The sequence below is a fragment of the Roseovarius sp. B-10 genome (assembly GCF_056859295.1).
In genome coordinates this window covers 77860-97023 of sequence record NZ_JBSXOE010000027.1, presented here as the reverse complement: position 1 = coordinate 97023, position 19164 = coordinate 77860, and the positions used below count along the sequence as shown (strand labels likewise).

Genomic DNA, 19164 nt, shown 5'->3' with positions numbered 1-19164 from the left:
CCGCTCACACCTGCAACACGCTCGACACCAGCAGCTGCGTATACCCATGCTGCGGATCGTCGAGCACCTGATCGGTCAGCCCCGCCTCCACCACCCGGCCATCCTTCATCACCATCAGCCGGTCGGCCAAGAGCCGCACCACCGCCAGGTCATGCGTCACGATCACCGCCGACAGGCCCATCTCCCGCACCAGCCCCCGCAAAAGGTCCAGAAGCCGCGCCTGCACGCTCACATCAAGGCCCCCGGTCGGCTCGTCCATGAACACCAGCCGCGGCCCCGTCACCAGGTTGCGCGCGATCTGAAGCCGCTGCTGCATCCCGCCCGAAAACGCCGAGGGCGGATCGTCCACCCGGTCCGCCGCGATCTCCACCCGGCCCAGCCAGTCCACCGCCCGCGCCCGGATATCGCCGTAATGCCGCGCGCCAACGGCCATCAGCCGCTCGCCCACGTTGCCCCCCGCGCTCACCCCCATGCGAAGCCCGTCGCGCGGGGTCTGGTGCACCAGCGCCCAGTCGGTGCGCATCAGCATCCGCCGCTCCGGCTCCGACATCGCCAGCACATCCATCGGCCCCCGGTCGCGCGTGTCATAGATCACCGCACCCCGATCCGGGGCCATCTGCCCCGACAGGCACGCCAGCAGCGTCGATTTGCCGGACCCGCTCTCACCCACGACCCCCATGACCTCGCCGGGCCACAGATCGAAACTCACATCGGCACAGCCCACACGGTCCCCGTAGGATTTCGTGACTTTGCGCACCTGCAAGAGCGCATTCATGCTACCCCCTCGGGCGCGCCCTGCGCCCCCACATGCCCCGCCGCGCGCCGCGCGCGGCAATAATCGGTGTCGGAACAGACGAACATCCGCCCGCCTTCGTCATCCACGATCACCTCGTCGAGATAGCTGTCCCCGGCCCCGCACAGCGCGCAGTCCGCCTCTGCCTTGCTCGCCTCGAACGGATGATCCTCGAAATCGAGGCTGACCACCTGCGTCCAGGGCGGCAGCGCATAGATACGCTGCTCGCGCCCCGCCCCGAAAATCTGGATCGCCGGGCAATCGCCCAGCTTCGGGTTGTCGAATTTCGGGATCGGCGACGGGTCCATCACGTAGCGCCCCGCCACCTTCACCGGGTAGGCATAGGCGGTGGCGATCGCCCCGTGGCGGCTGATATCCTCGTAGAGCTTCACATGCATCAGCCCGTATTCCTCCAGGGCATGCATCTTGCGCGTCTCCACCTCCGACGGCTCCAGGAATCGCAGCGGCTCGGGGATCGGCACCTGGTAGACGAGGATCTGCTCGTCGGTGAGCGGCGTCTCGGGGATGCGGTGCCGGGTTTGGATCACGCTCGCGCGCGCTGTCTGCTCGGTGGTGGCCACCCCCGCCGTCTTCTCAAAGAACTTGCGGATCGACACCGCGTTGGTCGTATCATCCGCCCCCTGGTCGATCACCTTGAGCGTATCCTCGGGCATCAGGCACGCGGCAGAGACCTGCACACCCCCGGTGCCCCACCCGTATGGCATCGGCATCTCTCTGCTGGCGAACGGCACCTGGTAGCCGGGAATGGCCAGCGCCTTCAGGATCGCGCGCCGGATCATCCGCTTGGTCTGCTCGTCGAGATAGGCAAAGTTGTAGGCCGTCACATTTTCGCTTTCAAATTTCATGAAAACGTCCCTTTCCAACATCTTGCTGCCTGTTTCCTCCGGTAGAGACCGGCCACCCATGCACACGTATAGAAGGAATTAGACAAATGATGATGACAATGGTGACTATCGCGCTGGCCGTGCTGTTCAGCGCCCTGCTTATCGGGAAGATACTCATGGAGCTGTTTCCGAATTCGGGCTTCGGTGCCAATCACGACGACGCGGCGAACCGGCAGACCCCCGGTGAATGAGCTTGCGGGCCGGGTCATTTCGCGGCCCCCTGCGGTGCGGCCGTGACCTGAGCCCGCAACTTTCGCACCAGCTCCAGCTCGCTCTGGAAATCCACGTAATGCGGCAGCTTGATATGCTCCAGGAACCCCGTCGCCTGGATATTGTCGCAATGCATCAGGACGAATTCCTCGTCCTGCGCGGGCGCGCCCTCGTCTTCCTCGCCCAGCTCACCCCAACGCAACGCGCGGTCCACCAGCGCCATGGCGATGGCCTTGCGCTCGGTCTGGCCAAAGACGAGCCCATAGCCGCGCGTGAACTGCGGCGGCTCCGTCTTGGACCCGGTGAACTGGTTCACCGTCTCGCACTCGGTCAGCATCACCTCGCCCAATTCGATGGCAAATCCCAGCTCGGGGATCTCCATCTCCACCGCCACCGCCCCGATGCGCAGCTCGGCCACGAAGGCGTGGTTGCGCGCATAGCCGCGCTGCGTCGAGTAGGCGAGGCCCAGCAGGAACCCCTCGTCGCCCCGCGCCAGCGCCTGAAGCCGCAGCGCGCGGTCCGCGGGCAATTCCATCGGTTCCCGCGTCATGTCCGGCGGCACGTCGGCACCCTCCGCCTCGCGCTCCATCAGGCCCTCGCGGTCCAGGTAGCCCATGATATGCGGCATCGCCTCTTCCGCCCCCTCCATCCGCGCGGCCTCCGGCGCCTCGCCCTCGGCGGCCAGCGCGAAATCCAGCAAACGGTGCGTGTAATCAAACGTGGGGCCCAGAACCTGCCCCCCCGGCGCATCCTTGAACACCGCCGAAATCCGCCGGTCGCAGCGCATCGCGCCCGTCTCCACCGGCAATGACGCCCCGAACCGCGGCAGCGTCGTGCGATAGGCCCGGATCAGGAAAATCGCCTCGATCAAATCTCCGCGCGCCTGCTTGATTGCCAGCGCGGCAAGGTCGGGATCATACAGCGAGCCCTCGGCCATCACCCGCCCCACCGCCAGGCTCATCTGCCCCCGGATTTGCGCGACGCTCAATTCCGCCACCCGTGGGTCGCCCCGCCGCTCTTCGGCGAGCCAGCCATGCGCCGCCTCGATCGCCTTCTCGCCGCCCTTCACCGCCACGTACATCAGCCCGCCTCCACATGGCTGCTGCGCGGCAGCCCGGCCAGCCGGTCGCCGCAGCAGAGCAGGAAATCCAACCCCAGGGGAAACCGCGCCGCGTTACCCTGGAACGCCGCCACCTCGGGCAGCGACAGCGCCGCGCTCCCGTTGATCCCGGGCCCCGTCAGCCGAGCACCATACGGCTCCAGCCGGTCCATCTCGACGATCAGCGTGGCCGACCGGTCGGGAAACTCCGGCTCACCAACCGCGTAGCCATCGAGCGGCGACAGCGCCTCCCACCGCCCCAGCGCGAACATCGCCGCACCCCGCTCCGCCACCACCGGCGCACCGGTGTGAAAGCCGATCCAGTCGCGCAAGCCGCGCGTGTCATGCCCGCCCGCCAGGTGCACCGGCGTGCCGGGATCGCACAGCACCAGCACCGCCACCCCCGCCGCGACAGACATGGGCGCGGGCGGCGCGGCCCCCGCCACCGCCTCCACCGTGCCGGGCCGCGCCATCGCCCGCATCACCGCGCGAAACGCGCGCGCCGAATCCACCGGCGCATCGCCAAAACCGCCGCCAAGCGCTGCCGCCTCCATCAATCCTCTCCCCGCACCAGCGTAAAGAAATCCACCTTCGTCGCCGCCGCCTTGCCCGCCCGCTCGGCCCGCCGCGCCGCTTCGGCACGCGCCAGCGGGTCGAGCACGCCCTCGCGCACGCGCACCGCCTCACTCCCCTGCATCAGCGCGTCGATCAGCGCCGCCTGCTCGGCATGCGCCTTGCCGCGCCCCTGCACATGGCCATGCCCCACCCGGCCATCGCCCAGCCGCACCGCGCAGCGCGTCACCACCATTTCACCAAGGTTGAACGCCGCGCCCTCCGCGCCCGCGCGGCCCCTCACCATCACCGCGCCCACCTCGGGCGCGCGCAGCCGTTCATGTTCGGGCACCAGCCCCGTGGCGCGCCACAGTCGGTCCAGATCATCGGCAGGGGCGCGGGCCAGAAGCCCCATCCACGCCTTGCGCTCGGAATTTTCGCCCATGACAGACACCTTGCGAATTTGTCGAGATTCCTATACAACTAGACAAATCATTAACGCAAACCCGGGCCGCCAACAAGCCCGCACCCCGTGAAACTTCCGTGACATGCCCAAAGACAAACCCACCGCGCTGTGGCGCAGCATCCATGACAGCCTGAGGGACGACATCGCGCAGGGCCGCTACGCCCCCGGCGCGCGTCTGCCCACCGAGGCCGCCCTCGCCGCCCGCTTCGGCGTCAATCGCCACACCGTGCGCCGCGCCCTCGCCGCCCTGGCAGAGGCGGGCACGATCCGCACGCGGCGCGGCGCGGGCGCCTTCGTCGCCCACCGCCCGACCGAGTATCCGTTGGGCCGCCGCGTGCGCTTTCACGAGGCGCTGCGCGCGGCCGGCAGGCTACCCGCCAAGGATATCCTCGCCATCGAAACCCGCACCGCCGACACCGCCGAGGCCGCCGCCCTCGCCCTCGCCCCCGGCGCGCAGGTGCATGTCTGCGACGGCCTCTCGCAGGCCGACGGCGTGCCGGTGGCGCTCTTTCGCTCCTGCTTTCCGGCGGCGCGCCTGCCTGGCCTGCCCGAGGCGCTCGCCCGCCTGCACTCGGTCACCGCGGCACTCGCCGAGGCGGGTATCCCCGACTATACCCGCGCCTCCACCCGCCTTACCGCGACCGCCGCCAGCCCCACGCAGGCGCTGCACCTCGCCCTCGCCCCCGGCGCGCCGCTCCTGCGCACGGTCTCGGTCAATGTCGGTCCCGACGGCACCCCCATCGAGTACGGACGCACGTGGTTCGCGGGCGACCGGATGACCCTCACCGTCACCGACGACTGAAAAATCCGTTCCCCGCGTCATGCCCCTGTCACAGCCCTGCGTTATCAGCGGGGCATTCGACGTCCCCATACCAGGCATGATTTCAGCACGCAGAGGGCGGCCCCCGTGGCCGCCCTATTTCTGCTCGTGGCGGTCCAGAAACTCCTCCGCCGTCAGAGCCCGGAAATCCCCCAGCGCCGCGCGCAGCCGCGCATGGTCCCAGTCCCACCACGCCAGCGCGATCATCCGCTCGGCCAGGTCGGGCGCGAGCCGCGCGCGCAGCGGTTTGGCCGGCACCCCGGCCACCACCGTGTAGGGCGCCACGTCACGCGTCACCACCGCGCCCGCGGCCACCACCGCGCCGTGGCCCACGCGCACCTCGGGCTTGACCTGCGCATTGTGCCCGATCCAGGTGTCGTGCCCGATCCGCGCCACCCGCGCACGGCGCCGCGCGAACCAGTCGTCATCGTCGCCGGCATCCTCCCAATACGACGCCGAGCGGTAGAGGAAATGATGCAGGGACGCACGGTCCAGCGGATGATCCGTGGCACCAACCCGCACGAAACTGGCGATATTGGCGAACCGCCCGATCTCGGCATTGGCGAGATCGCAGACCCGGTCACAATAGGAATAATCCCCCATCGCCACATGGGCGAGACGGCTGCCGCGCCCGACCTCGGTCCAGGCCCCGAACTCGCAATCGGTAATCTCGCAATCGGGATGGATCACCGCCCCGTCGGGTTGCAATCTCGGCATGCGGCGCTCCTTCAGAGATGAATGCCTGCGGCGCGAGTATTTTTGCCAGGAAGAAGCGCAAGGCCCTGCTTCATCTTGCCCGAAATATCCAAATCCATCGCCTCAATGTCCACTGTCATCCGAGGCGATGAGCCGCCGCTGCAACCAGCCCGAGACGGTATCCATCACCATCACCATGATGAGAATGAGCACGATGTAATAGCTCACCTCTTCCCAGTCCTTTTGCGTGATCATCGCCTGTGTGAGTAACAGCCCGATCCCGCCGCCGGTGATCGCGCCGATGATGGTGGCGCTGCGGGTGTTCGATTCGAGGTAATAGAGAAGCTGGCTCAGCAGCACCGGCGTGATCTGCGGGATCACGCCGAAACGGTAGCGCTGCAAGGGTTTCGCGCCCGTCGATTGCACGCCCTCGATCTCGCGCTTGTCGACGTTCTCCAGCGCCTCGGAAAACAGCTTGCCAAAGGTGCCGGTATCGGTGAGCAGGATCGCGAGCGCCCCGGTCAGCGGCCCCGGACCGAAGGCGCGCGCGAGAATGATCGTCCAGATCAGCGCATCCACCCCGCGCACGAAATCGAACACCCGCCGCACGCCTGCGCGCACCGCCATCAGCGGCGAGAAGTTGCGCGCCGCGGCAAAGGCCAGCGGCAGCGCCACGATCCCCGCCCCCATGGTGCCGAGGAAAGCCATCAGGACGGTCTCGAAGATCGCCCACATCACATCCTTGTGCTGCCACATCCGGTTGTTCCAGATGTCATGCAGGATGGCGGCAAGGTTGCTCTTGCCCTCGACCACCCGCTCGCCGGAGAAGGCCAGCCCCATCAACTCGCCAAAGCTCTTACCGTAGAAGGGGCTGTCCAGCGTGAACCAGAACAGCTCCCACCCGAAATGATAGCGCATCACCTCGGTGCGCGCGCGTGTCAGCGTCACGCGCCCGCCCTCGGTGGTGATGTCCACCCGCGTCTTGCTGGCGCTGATCCAGCCGGGCACCGACTCAGAGGGCAGGTCGAGCACCACGCCTTTGCTGCGCGACACCTCCGCCGCGATCACGCCATAGCCCGGCACGTCGTAGCGCATCGTGTTGCCGTCGATCACCACCTCGTGGCCGTGCTTGAGGTCCACGCGCGTGCGGTCCTCGCTTTCCAGCGTCACCCAGTCGGGGCTTGTGCCTTCGGGCCATGTGCCCTTGTTCTCGCCCTCCACCGCGATGGTCACACCGCCCATCCGGTTGTCGCGCGTCACATGCGTCTTGTAGCTGTAGCTGTCGGCCACAAGGATGCGCGCGTTGTCCATCCGCGCGCGCTCGGCCAGCCCGGGGATGTCGAAGGCAAAGAAGATATAGACGAAATAGGCGAGGATCACCGCCGGGATACCAAAGGCCACCCACCGCTTGCGCCGAAAGAAGCCAGAGACGTCGAACCCTGCCTCGCTTGCCACGGTCATGGTCACGCCCCCCCGATCAGCTTGTTGCGATAGCGGCTCGACACCTGGTCGAAGAACACGATGGTCCCGAACAGCAGCAGGAAGATCGCCGCCACCTCGTCATAGCGCCCCTGCCCCCAGCTAAACGCGTTCTTGAGGTCATAGCCGATCCCGCCCGAGCCCACGAAGCCGAGGATCGCCGAGGCGCGGATGTTGATCTCGAACCGCAGCAGCGCATAGCTCAGGTAATTCGGCGCCACCTGCGGGATCACCCCCAGCCACATCCGCTGCCCCCATGTGGCACCGACAGAATGCAGCCCCTCCACCGGTTTCAGCGAGGCATTCTCGTTCACTTCCGAGAAAAGCTTGCCCAGCGCGCCCACCGTGTGCAGCGCGATGGCGATCATCGCCGGAACCGGCCCACCGCCGAGGATGAAGATCAGCACCAGCGCGATCACGATCTCGGGCACCGCGCGCAGGATGTCCATCACCCGGCGAAACAGCCCCACCAGCCGCGGCCATTTCGCCAAGCCGCGTGTCGCCAGCAGCGAGATCACCACCGCCCCCATCGCGCCCAAGAGCGTCGCGGCCGCCGCGATATTGATCGTCTCGATCAGCGAGGGCAGGAATGTCCACATCAGCCCCGGCAGGTTGGCGATCTTCTGCCCCGCCTCGGCCAGCACCTCGCCCGGAAACTGGAAAATGTTGCCGATCCCGTCCCAGAACCCGCCCGCATTGCGCGCGTCGGCCACCTGGAAGCCCGAGACCATCAGCGCGATGAACACGATCAGCATCACCGAGCCATAGGCACGCTTGCGCCGGGTCATCGCCATGTAGGTGCCCTGCACATCCGCCACCCGCGCCGCGCCCGCCTGTCCTGCCGTCAGATCGCTCATGCCCTGCCCCCGTCACATGCGACCGGGCCCGCGCATAGGGCGGGCCCGGCCCTTCGTGTCAGCCCATCGGGCTCACATCTTGGATTTGCGCGCCTCGATGATCGAGATATAGGCGTCGTGCGTGATCGGCATGAAACCCAGCGCATCGCCCTGAAGCACACCATAGGCGCAATCGGCGTCGATGGACTTGAGCGATGCCCACAGGCCCGTCACCTTGAGCTTCACATCCTCGGGCAGCGCCTGGCGCAGCACGACCGGGCCTTCCGGGATCGGCTTCGACTTCCAGATTTCGACCATCTGGTTCATATCCACGAGCCCCGCATCCGCGGCCTTGCGCAGCGCGCCCGAATTATAGCCGTCTTCCCACGCGCCCAGGCCATCGGCCCAGGTCACACCGGCGTCGATATCGCCATTGGCGACCGCCACGATGGTCTGCTCGTGCCCGCCGGTGAATTTCACCTCGCCGAAATAGTCACCCGATTCCATGCTCGCGCCGACCTCCTGCGGGATCTCGATCGACGGGATCAGGTAGCCGCTGGTCGAGTTGGGATCGCCGAAGCCAAAGGTCTTGCCCTCCATGTCCTCCAGCGAGGCGATGCCGGTCTCCTTGCGGGTAAAGCCGATGGAATGATAGCCGTAGGAGCCGTCAGTGTTGACCTTGACCAGCACCGGCTCGACCGCACCCGGATCGGTCAGGTAGGTCTTGGCATAGCCCGATGCCCCCAGCCACGCCACGTCGATGGTGCCGCCCAGCAGGCCCTGGATCACGCCGTCATAATCGGCGGGGGTAAATATCCTGGTGGGCACGCCCAACAGATCCTCGGTTTTCTCCCGCAGGCACTCGTTCGAGGTCATGCGGTCCTGCGCGTTCTCTCCGCCCAGCACGCCGATGCGGAATTCCTCGATCTGATCCTGCGCCAGCGCGGGGCTGACGAGGGCGGTGGTGGCCACGATGGCGGCAAATAGTTTGGTCATGTCTCTCTCTCCGGTTGGTTGACGGCCCGCCACCCCCCGGCGGGCCAGGGGGTAGTCAGACCGCGGCCTCGGCCTCGCGCAGCGCGCGCGCGGCCCCACGGTCCAGCGTTTCGATGGCGGTCGATGTGGCGTCCTCGGTAAAGCTCGCATCGGCGCCGTAGATGTCGCGCGCCACGCCGGTGGTGAGCTGTTCGGGCGTGCCGTCGAACACCACCCGCCCCGCCAGCATCCCGATCACCCGGTCGCAATACCGCCGCGCGGTATCGAGCGTGTGCAGGTTGGCGATCACCATGCGCCCGTCTTCTTCATGAATCCGCCGTAGCGCATCCATCACGATCTGCGCGTTCATCGGGTCGAGGCTGGCGATGGGCTCGTCGGCGAGGATGATTTTCGGGTCCTGCATCAGCGCGCGGGCGATCGCCACCCGCTGCTGTTGCCCGCCGCTCAGCGCCTCGGCACGTTTCGGCGCATGTTCGGCAATGCCGAGCCGGTCGAGAATGCCGATGGCGCGGTGAATGTCGGCCTCGGGATATAGGTTGAACATCGTCGCCAGCGTCGAGCGGCGGTTGAGCGTGCCGTGCAGCACGTTGCTGACCACGTCCATCCGCGGCACGAGGTTGAACTGCTGAAAGATCATCGCGCAGTGCGACTGCCAGGCACGCTTGTCGGCGCCGCGCAGCGCGGTCACGTCCCGCCCCTCGACGACGATCTTGCCCGAAGAGGCATCGGTCAGCCGGTTCAGCATCCGCAGGAACGTGGATTTTCCCGCCCCCGAGCGGCCGATGATCCCGATCATCGCGGGCCGTTCCACCGACAGGCTCACCGCGTCCACCGCCGTGTTTGGGCCGAATTTTTTGGTCAGCGCGTCAATTGTCAGCACGTGTCACCCCCAAGGTTCCTGCGCGCTCTCTAGGCGCGCCATGCGAAAACGGTGCAACATCGGTGCAAAGCTTTCATGACACCGGCACGCGCGGGACGTGACCATCTGGCCCCTTGCCGCGTGTCTGCCCACCGCTTAAGCAAAAGGGCATGACCGCCGCGCGCCGCCCCCGCCTCACGCCCGACGACTGGCTCACCGCCGGGCTCGATGCTCTGTCAGAGAGCGGCCCCGGTGCCCTCGGGGCCGAGCCGCTGGCGCGCCGCCTCGGCACCACCAAAGGCTCGTTCTACTGGCATTTCGCGGATGTCCCTGCCTATTCAGGGGCGTTGCTCGCTCTTTGGCAGGCGGCGGCCAAGACCGCGCTCGACACCCCCGACGACGATCCCGTCGCCGCCCGTCTGCGCGCGGCGGCACAGGCCATCGCCGCACCCGACCCAGGCGCCACGCAGGCCGCCGAACCGGCGATCCGTGCCTGGGCCGCCACCGAACCGCAGGCCGCGCAGGCCGTGGCCGCGACCGATGCCCGCCGCCTCGATCACCTCGGTGCGGCGCTCGCGGCCTGCGGCATCGCCAACCCGGACATGGCGCGCATCATCCTCGGCGCGGCCATCGGGATGCAGGCGCTTGGCGCACCGGACGCCAACCGCAATGCCATTGGCTCGCTGGTCGATCTCGTGCTGGCTCTGAGGTGATCGCGATGCGCATCGCGCTCCTGATCATCGCCATGTCGCTCCTTGGATACTGCAAGGACGAGACGGTATCGGGCCACGGCGGGCAGAGCACGACATGGACGCTGCGCAGCATCGACGGCACGCCCTTTGCCGCCCGCGCCACGCTCACCTTCCCCGAAGAGGGCACGCTCGCCGGCGAGGCCCCGTGCAACCGCTACTCGGGGCAACAGAGCGTGCCCTACCCGTGGTTCTCCGCCGAGCGCATCACCTCGACAAGGCGCGCCTGCCCCGATCTCGAGGCCGAGACCCGCTACTTGCGCGCGCTCGAGGACATGACGCTGGCCGAGATCGCGGGCGACACCCTGATCCTGTCCAACGACGCGGGCCGCGAGATGGTGTTCCGCGCAGAGGACTAGGGGCGGCACCCGAAAAACCCGCGCGGCGCCCGTTCTCCCACCTTGATCGCGATCAAGGCAACCTCCCCCCCGAAACGCTACCCTCTCCCCCGGAAGGGCCGCGCACAGCATCCGCCCGACCCGCCACGACAAACGGGAGGAAACCAGCCATGAAGACCCATATCCTCGTCGCGACCGATGGATCGGACACCGCGAACAAGGCCATTGACCTCGCTGCCGAACTCGCGGCCAAATTCGACGTGCCGCTCACCGTCGGCCACGTCCTGCAATTCGGCCGCCCCTCGCGCGAACTCGCCCGCATGGCCGAGGTCGAGCATATCGTGGAATCGGTGCAGAAGACCCAGCAGGTCGATTTCAACATCCTCAGCGGCGCGGGTGGCGGCGATCTCTTCGCCACCTCGCGACCGTCCTCGGACATGGTGCGCGTGATCACCCTCATGGGCGAGGAGATCGTCAACCGCGCCGCCGACCGCGCCCGCGCTGCGGGGGCAAAGCAGGTCGACACCCTGACCGCCGATGATGACCCCGCCGACGGCATCCTCGACATGGCCGAAAAGGCCGGGGCCGACATGATCGTCATGGGGCATCGCGGACTCGGGCGCGTCCGCTCGCTGCTCGCTGGCAGCGTCGCGCAGAAGGTCAACAACCACGCCGATTGCACCGTCGTCACGGTTCGCTGAGCGGGGCACCGCACGGTGCCCCTTTGAACCTTGCGGTTCGTCGCCTGAACCTACAGGTTCACCCCGCGCCCGCCCGCGCCGTCACCAGATCGACCAGCCGCGAGCGGGCATCGGGCAATGGCTTGTCGCCGAGATGCGGCGCGAGGTGATGGCGCAGGAAATGTCCCGTCACATCAAGGCCTTGCACGATTTCTGTGTCGGGCGCGGGGCCGTCTCCCAGCAGGCAGGGCGGCAGCGGCAGCAAACGGTCGGCCCAATCCCCCGCCCCCGCCCGCGACACCGCGCGCCCGGTCTTTGGGGATATGTAGCTGAGATCATTGGCCTTTTCTCCCATCACCGCACAGCGGCGCAGGTCAAGACCAAAGCCCATTTCCTCCAGAAGCGCCATCTCCCAGTTGAGATAGGCCAGCGGCCATATGTCCGGCTGATCCAGAAGATCAAGTAAAATCAGGCTTTTATGGTACAATTTCCCATGCGCCTCGCGCTCGGGCAGGGTAAAGCGCAACAGCGCGCAGACCGCATTCAGCCCGGCCAGCGCGAGCCGGTCCCCCATCACCCAAGCTCTTGATTTCAAAGGCTCAACCCGAAACGTCCCGAGGTGATCCTCAAGCCGCGCGCGCCATTCCACGTCCACTTGCGCGCCGGTTTGCAGCACCGGCGCCATCCTGCGCGACGCCCCGCCCCGCACCACGCCCGCGTGCCGCCCATGCTCCGGCGTGAATACTTCAATGATAACAGAGGTTTCCCCGTGGTGTCGGCTACCCAGCAATATGCCCTGATCGCGCCACTCCATGGTCGGATGCTACCCCCCCAGACCGTCCGAGTCGAGCAAGTGCCGCCCCGCCCGGTCCTCTACCTCGACCACCCATAGGTCCGGATCGAAGCCCCGCTGCCGAACGACCGCCGCATCCACCTCCGCCTCGTCCCCTTCAGCCAGGGTGACCCACGTCCTGTCGCCCGTCATGAGGTCTATAGTCCTTTGAAATAGCTTTGCTTTTCCGTCCAGCGTGTTGAGCTTGACCAGCACCGCGCCAGCCGTATCATCGCCATGCGCCACCACGAATGCGGGGATATCCGCCAGCCGCAACCGCGCGAGATAGGCGTCGATCCAGAACCGTGCGGTCAGCCGGGCCACGGCCCTCAGTTCCCGTCCTTGAAATCCAGCCCCATCTCGGAATAGCGCTCGGACTCGTCCATCCAGCCGGACCGGACTTTAACCTGCAAGAACAAGTGGATACGCCGCCCCATGAACGCCTCGAGCTCCTCGCGTGCGGCCTTGGAGACGGCCTTGATCGTCTCGCCGCGATGGCCCAGCACGATCCCCTTGTGCCCGTCGCGCATCACGTAGATCACCTGATCCACCCGCGCCGACCCGTCTTCGCGCTCTTCCCAATGCTCGGTCTCGACGGTCAATTGATAGGGCAATTCCTGGTGCAGCCGCAGCGTCAGCTTTTCCCGCGTCATCTCTGCGGCGATCATCCGCATCGGCAGATCGGCGATCTGGTCCTCGGGGTAGAGCCACGGCCCCTCGGGCACCTCGGCCGCCAGCCACGCGCGCAGATCACCCACGCCATGCCCCTTCTCGGCAGAGATCAGGAACGTCCGCTCAAAGGCGAACCGGTCATTCATATCCTTGGTGAGTGCCAGCAGGACGGGGGCCTCGACCCGATCTATCTTGTTGATCGCAAGGGCAATTCTGCGGCCCTTGGCAATCTCGCTCAGCCCCTCGAGGATACGCTCGACCCCCTCGGTGATCCCGCGATGCGCCTCGATCAGCAGCACCACGATATCGGCATCCGCCGCGCCCCCCCACGCGGCGGCGACCATCGCCCGGTCGAGCCTGCGGCGCGGCTGAAAGAGACCCGGCGTATCCACGAACACGAGCTGGCTGTCCCCCTCCATCGCGACGCCACGGATGCGCGCGCGGGTGGTCTGCACCTTGTGGGTGACGATGCTGACCTTGGCCCCCACCATGCGATTGAGCAGCGTGGACTTGCCCGCATTGGGCTCTCCGATCAACGCGACGAATCCGGCGCGGGTGGTGGTCATGTTCCTGTCTCCAATCGCGCCAGCAAGGCACCCGCCGCCGCCTGTTCAGCCTGCCGCTTTGATCCGGCGGTGGCCACCGCGCTCTCGCCCGTGGCAAGCCGAACCTCGATAGTGAATTTAGGTGCGTGATCGGGCCCCGAGCGGCCCGTCTCCACATAGGCGGGCGGCGTTAGCCCGCGCGCCTGCGCCCATTCCTGAAGGCTGGTCTTGGGGTCGCGCGCATCCGCCTCCACGGTCGCGATCCGTGTGCCCCAAAGGCGCAGGACCACGTCACGAGCGGCCTCGTAGCCCCCATCGACATAAACCGCCGCGATCACCGCCTCCATCGCGTCACCGAGCAGCGCCTCCTTGCGTCGCCCGCCCGAGAGCATCTCGGACCGGCCCAGCTTGAGCACCTCTCCGAGGTTGACCTCGCGCGCCACGGCCGCACACGTCTCCTTGCGCACAAGCGCATTGAAACGCGGCGCAAGCTGGCCTTCGGCGGCGGCACGATCCGCCTCCAGCAGGGCCTCGGCCATCACGAGGCCCAGCACCCGGTCGCCGAGGAATTCCAGCCGCTGGTTGTCGGTGCGACCCGGCGAAGAAATCGAGGAATGGGTGAGCGCCTCGATCAGAAGCGCGGGGCGGGCGAAATCATGCCCGAGCCGCGCCGCGAAGTCCCGCATCTCGCCCGAAAGCTTCACTCCAGCCCCTCGAAGAAGCGATCCCCGCGCCAAGTCCAGAAAAACAACATCGACCGCCCCGCCGAGGAAAAGATCACCCGGTTAGCACGTCCGATGAGGTTTTCATACGGCACGAAGCCCACGCCCCCCACAGCCTGGGGAAAGCGCGAATCGGTGGAATTGTCGCGGTTGTCGCCCATGAAAAAGTAATGCCCCTCCGGCACCGTGAACACACCTGTATTGTCGGCGCGTTGCGGACCGATGTCGAGAATCGCGTGGCTGCGCCCGCCGGGTAGCGTCTCGATGTAGCGCTCCTTGATACAGTCCGCGCCCAGCCCAACGACGCCATTGGCACAGCGCGGGCGGATGCGCATCGGCCCCTGCGGTGTAAATTTCTCGACGAATTCCCCCGCCGGCTCGATCTCCACGGGCGCGCCGTTGAGATGTAGCACCCCGCCCTTCATCTGGATCCGGTCGCCCGGAAGCCCGATCAGCCGCTTGATGAAATCGGTACCGTCCACCGGGTGGCGGAACACGATGATGTCGCCACGCTCGGGCTCGCCGCCGAGGATGCGGGTGTTGTCACCGTCGAGCCAGCCGCAGATGTCGCGCGCGTCGATATCGAGCCCGCCCAGCCGGATCGACGGGCAGGAGGCGTAGGAATAGCCATAGGCCATCTTGTTGACGAAGAGGAAATCGCCGATCAGCAGCGTGTCCTTCATCGACCCGGACGGGATCCAGAAGGGCTGAAAGAAAAGGGTGCGGAAGATGCCTGCAATCACCAGCGCCCAGAAAACGGTCTTGACCGTCTCCCAGATGGAGCTGCCTTTCTGGGTCTCGGATGCCATGCCTGTCTCCGCGGGGGTGCCTGTGGTCCGGCGCTTCATGCGGCGCGTGGGCCGGGGTGTCAAGGCGCGGGCACGATCGGGCGTGCCTCGATCACCACGAAAGCCTGCGCCCAGGGGTGATCGTCGGTCAGCGTGACGTGGATGATCGCCTCGTGCTCCTCGGGCGTCATCTCGGCCAGCCGGTCGGCAGCCCAGCCTGTCACATGCATCACGGGCTGCCCTGTCGCCAGATTGCTGACGGCCATATCCTTCCAAGCGATCCCCATGCGCAGCCCCGTGCCGAGCGCCTTGGAACACGCCTCCTTGGCGGCCCATCTCTTGGCATAGGTGCCCGCCACATCGGCGCGGCGCTCGGCCTTGGCTTGCTCGATCTCGGTAAAGACGCGGTTACGAAACCGGTCGCCGAACCGCTCCAGCGTGCCGGCGATCCGGTCGATATTCGCGAGATCGGTGCCGATGCCGAGGATCACCCCCGCGCCTCGTCCATCAGGCGGCGCATCTCGGCGATGGCCGGTTGCAGACCCATGAAAATCGCCTCGCCGATGATGAAATGGCCGATATTCAGCTCCCTCACCTCTGGCAATGCCGCCACCGGCTGCACCGTGTCATAGGTCAGCCCGTGCCCGGCATGCACCTCCAGCCCCAGCGAATGGGCATAGCTGGCCATCTCGCGCAACCCCTCCAACTCGCGGTCGCGGGTGGTGATATCGCCTTCGGCATGGGCGTCGCAATAGGCGCCGGTGTGCAGCTCGATCACCTCTGCGCCGATCCGGTGGGCGGCGTCGATCTGGCGCTTGTCCGCGGCGATGAAAATGGACACCCGGCAGCCCGCTTCGCGCAGCGGCACTATGTAATGCGCCAGCCGGTTCTCCTCGCGGGCCACTTCGAGCCCGCCCTCGGTGGTGCGTTCCTCGCGCTTTTCGGGCACCAGACATACGGCGTGGGGCTTGTGGCGCAGGGCTATTTTCTGCATCTCTGCCGTCGCCGCCATCTCGAAGTTGAGCGGCACCGTCAGCACCTCAATCAGCCCGTCGATGTCAGCGTCCGAGATGTGGCGGCGGTCCTCGCGCAGATGCGCGGTGATCCCGTCAGCGCCCGCCTCCTCGGCGATGCGTGCGGCGCGCAACGGGTCGGGGTAGGCCCCCCCCCGCGCGTTGCGCACGGTGGCGACGTGGTCGATATTCACGCCAAGGCGCAGTCGTGTCTCTGCCGTCATCTGTGGCTCCTTGCTCATGGGCGTCCCGCCGGGGGATCGCGCTCCGCCTTGCTCTCCTCGTTGGCCTCACGCGCCGCCTTGTCCTTTGCCGCGCGCTTCTTGCGCAGCGCCTCCCACTTGGCCCGGAGCGCGCCGCGCCGCCGCTTCTGGTAGGCGGCGATCACCGGCAGGCTGATGTAATAGGCGGCAAGCCCTGCCACCATCCCCGGCACGATACCGCCGATCATGTAGGGAAAGAACACCTCGTCATAGAAAATGCCCAGCCCGTGCCAGTCCGCCTGCCGGTCGGTAAAGATGGCGACGATATTGTTTTTCAGATCCTCGCCCGCGTCGAGAAACTTGCCACCGAGCGAGCGGCTGATCTCCTCCTCGTGGGGTGTGTGGCGTCCGAGGATGACATGCCCGGTCTGCAAGGACACCACGCCGATCGGCAGATAGGTCAGCGGATTGCCAAAGAACGTGCCCAAGAGCGCCGCCGGGATGTTGCCGCGCACCACGAAGGCGAGCGCAGCGGCAACGACGAAATGCAGCCCGTAGAACGGTGTGAAGGTGGTGAACACGCCCGCAAATATGCCCCGCGCGATCCGGTCAGGCGGGTCTGGCAGGCGGTTGACCCGGTGCTTGACATAGGTGAACGCGCGCGCCCAGCCGCCCCGCGGCCAGAGAAAATCGGCCACGATGCGCCACCACGGCCTACGGTCTCGGCGTCTGAAAATCACGCCTACGGCTCCTCGCGCTTGTCCCCCGAGCGGGACGGATCGCGATAGCGTTCCACGGCGGCAACGTCCGCCTCGGCGTCGAGCGCCGACAGGACGCTGTGCAGATGCTCGGCATCGCGCAACTCGACATCGATCAGCAATCGGTAAAAATCTGGTTTCCGGTCGACGAATGTCAAATCCGAGATATTGGCCTTCTGCTCGCCTATCAAGGTGCAAATCCGCCCCAGCACGCCCGCATCGTTGCCGATGGTCAGGTCGAGCGTTACGGCATAGGCCGCCGGATGCTTACCGGTGTGCCAATGCAGGTCGAGCCAGCGCTCGGGCTGCTGATCGTAGCGCGACAGTGTCTCGCAATCTATGGCGTGGATCACCACGCCCTGCCCGCGATGGGTGATGCCGACGATACGCTCGCCTGGCAGCGGCTGGCAACAGCGGGCGCGGGCAAATCCCTGGTCGGCGCGCAGGCCGATCACCGCCCGGTCGCGCGCCACCTCGGCCTCGCCCGCGGGGGCGAGATCGGGATAAACCGCGCGTAGCACCTGCTGCGCGGTCAACTCGGCGCTGCCCAGGCGCGCGCGCACCTCGTCGGCATCCTTGAGCCGCAGCGTGCGCGCCGCGGCCTCCAGCGCCTTGTCTGTGGCGCGCTTGCCCACGTGCTCGAAGGCTGAGCGCGCAAGCTCGCGGCCCAGCTTGACATAGCGGTCGCGGTCGAGCTCACGCAGTGCCCGGCGAATGGCCGCGCGCGCCTTGCCGGTGGTGGCAATGTCGAGCCACGCGGCCTGCGGCATCTGCCCGCCCGCTGTAATGATCTCGACCGATTGCCCATTCTTGATCCGCGTCCAGAGCGGCACGCGCATCCCGTCCACCTTGGCCCCCACGCAGGCATGCCCGATCCGAGTGTGGATGGCATAGGCGAAATCTATCGGCGTGGCCCCGCGCGGCAGCTTGATGACATCGCCCTTGGGGGTGAAACAGAACACCTTGTCGGCATACATCTCGAGCTTGACCGCCTCGAGGAAATCCTCGTGATCCTCCTCGGCGTCGAACTGTTCGTTCATCGCCGAGATCCAGCGCGCGGGATCGACGGCAAAGGGGTTCTCGGCGCGCACCCCGTCGCGATAGGACCAGTGCGCCGCGACCCCCGTCTCGGCCACGTCATGCATCGCCTGAGTGCGGATCTGCACCTCCACCCGCTTGCCGTCCCGCCCCGACACAGTCGTGTGGATCGAACGGTATCCGTTGGATTTTGGCTGGCTGATGTAGTCCTTGAACCGCCCCGGCACCGCGCGCCAGCGGCGATGAATCACGCCCAGGACCGCGTAACAATCGGCCTCGGACCCGGTGATGATACGAAAGCCGTAAATGTCGGACAGGCGCGAAAAGCCCATCTGCTTTTCCTGCATCTTTCGCCAGATCGAATAGGGCTTCTTGGCGCGCCCGAAGACCTCCGCCGCGATCCCCGCACGGTCGAACTCAAGGCGCATGTCGCCGGTGATTCGCTCGACCACGTCACCGGTCTCGCGCTGAAGCGTGATGAAGCGGCGGATGATCGAGGCGCGCGCCTCGGGGTTGAGCACGCGGAACGCGAGATCCTCCAGTTCCTCGCGCATCCACTGCATCCCCATGCGCCCCGCGAGCGGCGCATAGATGTCCATCGTTTCGCGCGCCTTCTGCGCCTGCTTGTCAGGGCGCATCGCCTTGATCGTGCGCATGTTGTGGAGGCGGTCGGCGAGCTTCACCAGGATCACCCGCAGATCGCGCGACATGGCCATGAACAGCTTGCGGAAATTCTCCGCCTGCTTGGTTTCGGAGCTCGACAGTTGCAGGTTGGTCAGCTTGGTCACGCCATCGACCAGCTCGGCGATCTCGGTGCCGAACCGCTCTTCCACCGTGCGGTAGGACGCCTTGGTGTCCTCAACCGTGTCGTGCAAAAGCGCGGTAACGATGGTCGCGTCGTCCAGCCGCTGTTCCGTCAGGATCGCGGCGACTGCGACAGGGTGGGTGAAATAGGGCTCGCCCGAATGCCGCGACTGGCCCTCATGCATCTCGCGACCAAACGCATAGGCGTCACGGATGAGGGCCTCGTCCGTCTTCGGATTGTAGTGGCGCACCAGCGAGATCAGGTCATCGACGGCGATCATCTGGTGGCACGCCCCGGTCCCTTGGCGGCT

24 protein-coding genes are annotated in these 19164 nt (G+C 66.7%); 5 read left to right on the top strand and 19 right to left on the bottom strand.

What is annotated here, in order from left to right:
• Positions 1 to 4 precede the first annotated feature (4 nt).
• Together phnK and AC13D8_RS06965 are read right to left on the bottom strand one after the other, a co-directional pair.
• Complete coding sequence (gene phnK, locus AC13D8_RS06970) at positions 5 to 775, bottom strand: phosphonate C-P lyase system protein PhnK (RefSeq protein WP_104019255.1); 771 nt, start codon at positions 773 to 775, stop codon at positions 5 to 7.
• Complete coding sequence (locus AC13D8_RS06965; protein ID WP_482968268.1) at positions 772 to 1638, bottom strand: alpha-D-ribose 1-methylphosphonate 5-phosphate C-P-lyase PhnJ; 867 nt, start codon at positions 1636 to 1638, stop codon at positions 772 to 774. Before AC13D8_RS06965 ends, phnK begins: the two co-directional genes overlap by 4 nt.
• 107 nt (positions 1639 to 1745) lie before the next feature.
• Here AC13D8_RS06965 and AC13D8_RS06960 point away from each other — a divergent pair, with 107 nt between their 5' ends.
• Positions 1746 to 1889, top strand: coding sequence for a hypothetical protein (locus AC13D8_RS06960; RefSeq protein WP_164989240.1), 144 nt, complete (start codon positions 1746 to 1748; stop codon positions 1887 to 1889).
• Positions 1890 to 1903: 14 nt separating this feature from the next.
• Here the strand turns inward: AC13D8_RS06960 and AC13D8_RS06955 are convergent, their stop codons facing one another.
• From AC13D8_RS06955 to phnG, 3 genes are read right to left on the bottom strand one after another with little or no spacing between them, the layout of a single operon-like run.
• Positions 1904 to 2989, bottom strand: a complete 1086-nt coding sequence (locus AC13D8_RS06955; protein ID WP_482968245.1) for a carbon-phosphorus lyase complex subunit — start codon at positions 2987 to 2989, stop codon at positions 1904 to 1906.
• Complete coding sequence (phnH, locus tag AC13D8_RS06950; RefSeq protein WP_482968244.1) at positions 2989 to 3561, bottom strand: phosphonate C-P lyase system protein PhnH; 573 nt, start codon at positions 3559 to 3561, stop codon at positions 2989 to 2991. Before phnH ends, AC13D8_RS06955 begins: the two co-directional genes overlap by 1 nt.
• Complete coding sequence (gene phnG, locus AC13D8_RS06945; RefSeq protein ID WP_482968243.1) at positions 3561 to 4004, bottom strand: phosphonate C-P lyase system protein PhnG; 444 nt, start codon at positions 4002 to 4004, stop codon at positions 3561 to 3563. Before phnG ends, phnH begins: the two co-directional genes overlap by 1 nt.
• A 103-nt stretch (positions 4005 to 4107) precedes the next feature.
• On the opposite strand from phnG, the gene phnF reads away from it, so the two are divergent.
• Positions 4108 to 4827 (top strand): phosphonate metabolism transcriptional regulator PhnF, encoded by a 720-nt coding sequence (gene phnF, locus AC13D8_RS06940; protein WP_482968242.1) that lies wholly within the window; start codon positions 4108 to 4110, stop codon positions 4825 to 4827.
• Between the two features lie 114 nt (positions 4828 to 4941).
• On the opposite strand, the gene AC13D8_RS06935 is transcribed toward phnF, so the two are convergent.
• The 5 genes from AC13D8_RS06935 to phnC all read right to left on the bottom strand — a co-directional run bounded on the left by AC13D8_RS06935 (position 4942) and on the right by phnC (position 9732).
• The gene (locus AC13D8_RS06935; protein ID WP_482968241.1) at positions 4942 to 5562 is read right to left on the bottom strand and encodes an LbetaH domain-containing protein; all 621 of its coding nucleotides are present in this window, start codon (positions 5560 to 5562) and stop codon (positions 4942 to 4944) included.
• Between the two features lie 102 nt (positions 5563 to 5664).
• Positions 5665 to 7002, bottom strand: a complete 1338-nt coding sequence (gene phnE, locus AC13D8_RS06930) for a phosphonate ABC transporter, permease protein PhnE (RefSeq protein WP_482968240.1) — start codon at positions 7000 to 7002, stop codon at positions 5665 to 5667.
• Between the two features lie 2 nt (positions 7003 to 7004).
• On the bottom strand, positions 7005 to 7877 hold the full coding sequence (gene phnE, locus AC13D8_RS06925; RefSeq protein WP_482968239.1) for a phosphonate ABC transporter, permease protein PhnE: 873 nt from the start codon (positions 7875 to 7877) through the stop codon (positions 7005 to 7007).
• Between the two features lie 72 nt (positions 7878 to 7949).
• On the bottom strand, positions 7950 to 8852 hold the full coding sequence (gene phnD / locus AC13D8_RS06920) for a phosphonate ABC transporter substrate-binding protein (protein WP_482968238.1): 903 nt from the start codon (positions 8850 to 8852) through the stop codon (positions 7950 to 7952).
• A gap of 55 nt (positions 8853 to 8907) precedes the next feature.
• Positions 8908 to 9732, bottom strand: a complete 825-nt coding sequence (phnC, locus tag AC13D8_RS06915) for a phosphonate ABC transporter ATP-binding protein (RefSeq protein WP_482968237.1) — start codon at positions 9730 to 9732, stop codon at positions 8908 to 8910.
• A gap of 149 nt (positions 9733 to 9881) precedes the next feature.
• Between phnC and AC13D8_RS06910 the strand changes: the two genes are divergently transcribed.
• From AC13D8_RS06910 to AC13D8_RS06900, 3 genes are all read left to right on the top strand, one after another.
• Entirely contained in the window at positions 9882 to 10424 is a 543-nt protein-coding gene (locus tag AC13D8_RS06910; RefSeq protein ID WP_482968236.1) for a TetR/AcrR family transcriptional regulator, read from the top strand.
• Positions 10425 to 10429: 5 nt separating this feature from the next.
• On the top strand, positions 10430 to 10819 hold the full coding sequence (locus tag AC13D8_RS06905; RefSeq protein WP_482968235.1) for an META domain-containing protein: 390 nt from the start codon (positions 10430 to 10432) through the stop codon (positions 10817 to 10819).
• Between the two features lie 149 nt (positions 10820 to 10968).
• Positions 10969 to 11499 (top strand): universal stress protein, encoded by a 531-nt coding sequence (locus tag AC13D8_RS06900; RefSeq protein WP_482968234.1) that lies wholly within the window; start codon positions 10969 to 10971, stop codon positions 11497 to 11499.
• Positions 11500 to 11557: 58 nt separating this feature from the next.
• Here AC13D8_RS06900 and recO read toward each other — a convergent pair whose 3' ends face one another.
• Genes recO through AC13D8_RS06855 form a run of 9 tightly spaced genes read right to left on the bottom strand, consistent with a single transcriptional unit; the run spans position 11558 to position 19134 of the window.
• Positions 11558 to 12292 carry a DNA repair protein RecO gene (gene recO, locus AC13D8_RS06895; RefSeq protein WP_482968233.1) on the bottom strand — a complete coding sequence of 245 codons (735 nt, stop codon included), beginning with the start codon at positions 12290 to 12292 and terminating at the stop codon, positions 11558 to 11560.
• 9 nt (positions 12293 to 12301) lie between these two features.
• A complete protein-coding gene (locus AC13D8_RS06890; protein ID WP_482968232.1) occupies positions 12302 to 12634 on the bottom strand; it encodes a DUF1491 family protein in 333 nt (110 codons plus the stop codon).
• A 5-nt stretch (positions 12635 to 12639) separates the two neighbouring features.
• Positions 12640 to 13548, bottom strand: coding sequence for a GTPase Era (era, locus tag AC13D8_RS06885; RefSeq protein ID WP_482968231.1), 909 nt, complete (start codon positions 13546 to 13548; stop codon positions 12640 to 12642).
• Positions 13545 to 14231 carry a ribonuclease III gene (gene rnc, locus AC13D8_RS06880; RefSeq protein WP_482968230.1) on the bottom strand — a complete coding sequence of 229 codons (687 nt, stop codon included), beginning with the start codon at positions 14229 to 14231 and terminating at the stop codon, positions 13545 to 13547. Before rnc ends, era begins: the two co-directional genes overlap by 4 nt.
• Positions 14228 to 15058, bottom strand: coding sequence for a signal peptidase I (lepB, locus tag AC13D8_RS06875; RefSeq protein ID WP_482968229.1), 831 nt, complete (start codon positions 15056 to 15058; stop codon positions 14228 to 14230). Before lepB ends, rnc begins: the two co-directional genes overlap by 4 nt.
• A 59-nt stretch (positions 15059 to 15117) precedes the next feature.
• On the bottom strand, positions 15118 to 15528 hold the full coding sequence (gene acpS / locus AC13D8_RS06870) for a holo-ACP synthase (RefSeq protein ID WP_482968228.1): 411 nt from the start codon (positions 15526 to 15528) through the stop codon (positions 15118 to 15120).
• Complete coding sequence (locus tag AC13D8_RS06865; RefSeq protein WP_482968227.1) at positions 15525 to 16274, bottom strand: pyridoxine 5'-phosphate synthase; 750 nt, start codon at positions 16272 to 16274, stop codon at positions 15525 to 15527. The genes acpS and AC13D8_RS06865 overlap by 4 nt, the downstream gene beginning before the upstream one ends.
• A gap of 14 nt (positions 16275 to 16288) precedes the next feature.
• On the bottom strand, positions 16289 to 16993 hold the full coding sequence (locus AC13D8_RS06860) for a DUF2062 domain-containing protein (RefSeq protein WP_482968226.1): 705 nt from the start codon (positions 16991 to 16993) through the stop codon (positions 16289 to 16291).
• Between the two features lie 2 nt (positions 16994 to 16995).
• On the bottom strand, positions 16996 to 19134 hold the full coding sequence (locus AC13D8_RS06855; RefSeq protein WP_129434096.1) for a RelA/SpoT family protein: 2139 nt from the start codon (positions 19132 to 19134) through the stop codon (positions 16996 to 16998).
• Positions 19135 to 19164: the final 30 nt, after the last annotated feature.

Excerpts from the sequence above, each read along its gene's own strand:
- phnK (WP_104019255.1), bottom strand. The coding sequence starts at position 775 with ATGAATGCGCTCTTGCAGGTGCGCAAAGTCACGAAATCCTACGGGGAC.
- AC13D8_RS06960 (WP_164989240.1), top strand. The coding sequence starts at position 1,746 with ATGATGATGACAATGGTGACTATCGCGCTGGCCGTGCTGTTCAGCGCC.
- AC13D8_RS06955 (WP_482968245.1), bottom strand. The coding sequence starts at position 2,989 with ATGTACGTGGCGGTGAAGGGCGGCGAGAAGGCGATCGAGGCGGCGCAT.
- phnH (WP_482968244.1), bottom strand. The coding sequence starts at position 3,561 with ATGGAGGCGGCAGCGCTTGGCGGCGGTTTTGGCGATGCGCCGGTGGAT.
- phnG (WP_482968243.1), bottom strand. The coding sequence starts at position 4,004 with ATGGGCGAAAATTCCGAGCGCAAGGCGTGGATGGGGCTTCTGGCCCGC.
- phnF (WP_482968242.1), top strand. The coding sequence starts at position 4,108 with ATGCCCAAAGACAAACCCACCGCGCTGTGGCGCAGCATCCATGACAGC.
- AC13D8_RS06935 (WP_482968241.1), bottom strand. The coding sequence starts at position 5,562 with ATGCCGAGATTGCAACCCGACGGGGCGGTGATCCATCCCGATTGCGAG.
- phnE (WP_482968240.1), bottom strand. The coding sequence starts at position 7,002 with ATGACCGTGGCAAGCGAGGCAGGGTTCGACGTCTCTGGCTTCTTTCGG.
- phnE (WP_482968239.1), bottom strand. The coding sequence starts at position 7,877 with ATGAGCGATCTGACGGCAGGACAGGCGGGCGCGGCGCGGGTGGCGGAT.
- phnD (WP_482968238.1), bottom strand. The coding sequence starts at position 8,852 with ATGACCAAACTATTTGCCGCCATCGTGGCCACCACCGCCCTCGTCAGC.
- AC13D8_RS06910 (WP_482968236.1), top strand. The coding sequence starts at position 9,882 with ATGACCGCCGCGCGCCGCCCCCGCCTCACGCCCGACGACTGGCTCACC.
- AC13D8_RS06905 (WP_482968235.1), top strand. The coding sequence starts at position 10,430 with ATGCGCATCGCGCTCCTGATCATCGCCATGTCGCTCCTTGGATACTGC.
- AC13D8_RS06900 (WP_482968234.1), top strand. The coding sequence starts at position 10,969 with ATGAAGACCCATATCCTCGTCGCGACCGATGGATCGGACACCGCGAAC.
- recO (WP_482968233.1), bottom strand. The coding sequence starts at position 12,292 with ATGGAGTGGCGCGATCAGGGCATATTGCTGGGTAGCCGACACCACGGG.
- era (WP_482968231.1), bottom strand. The coding sequence starts at position 13,548 with ATGACCACCACCCGCGCCGGATTCGTCGCGTTGATCGGAGAGCCCAAT.
- lepB (WP_482968229.1), bottom strand. The coding sequence starts at position 15,058 with ATGGCATCCGAGACCCAGAAAGGCAGCTCCATCTGGGAGACGGTCAAG.
- AC13D8_RS06865 (WP_482968227.1), bottom strand. The coding sequence starts at position 16,274 with ATGACGGCAGAGACACGACTGCGCCTTGGCGTGAATATCGACCACGTC.
- AC13D8_RS06855 (WP_129434096.1), bottom strand. The coding sequence starts at position 19,134 with ATGATCGCCGTCGATGACCTGATCTCGCTGGTGCGCCACTACAATCCG.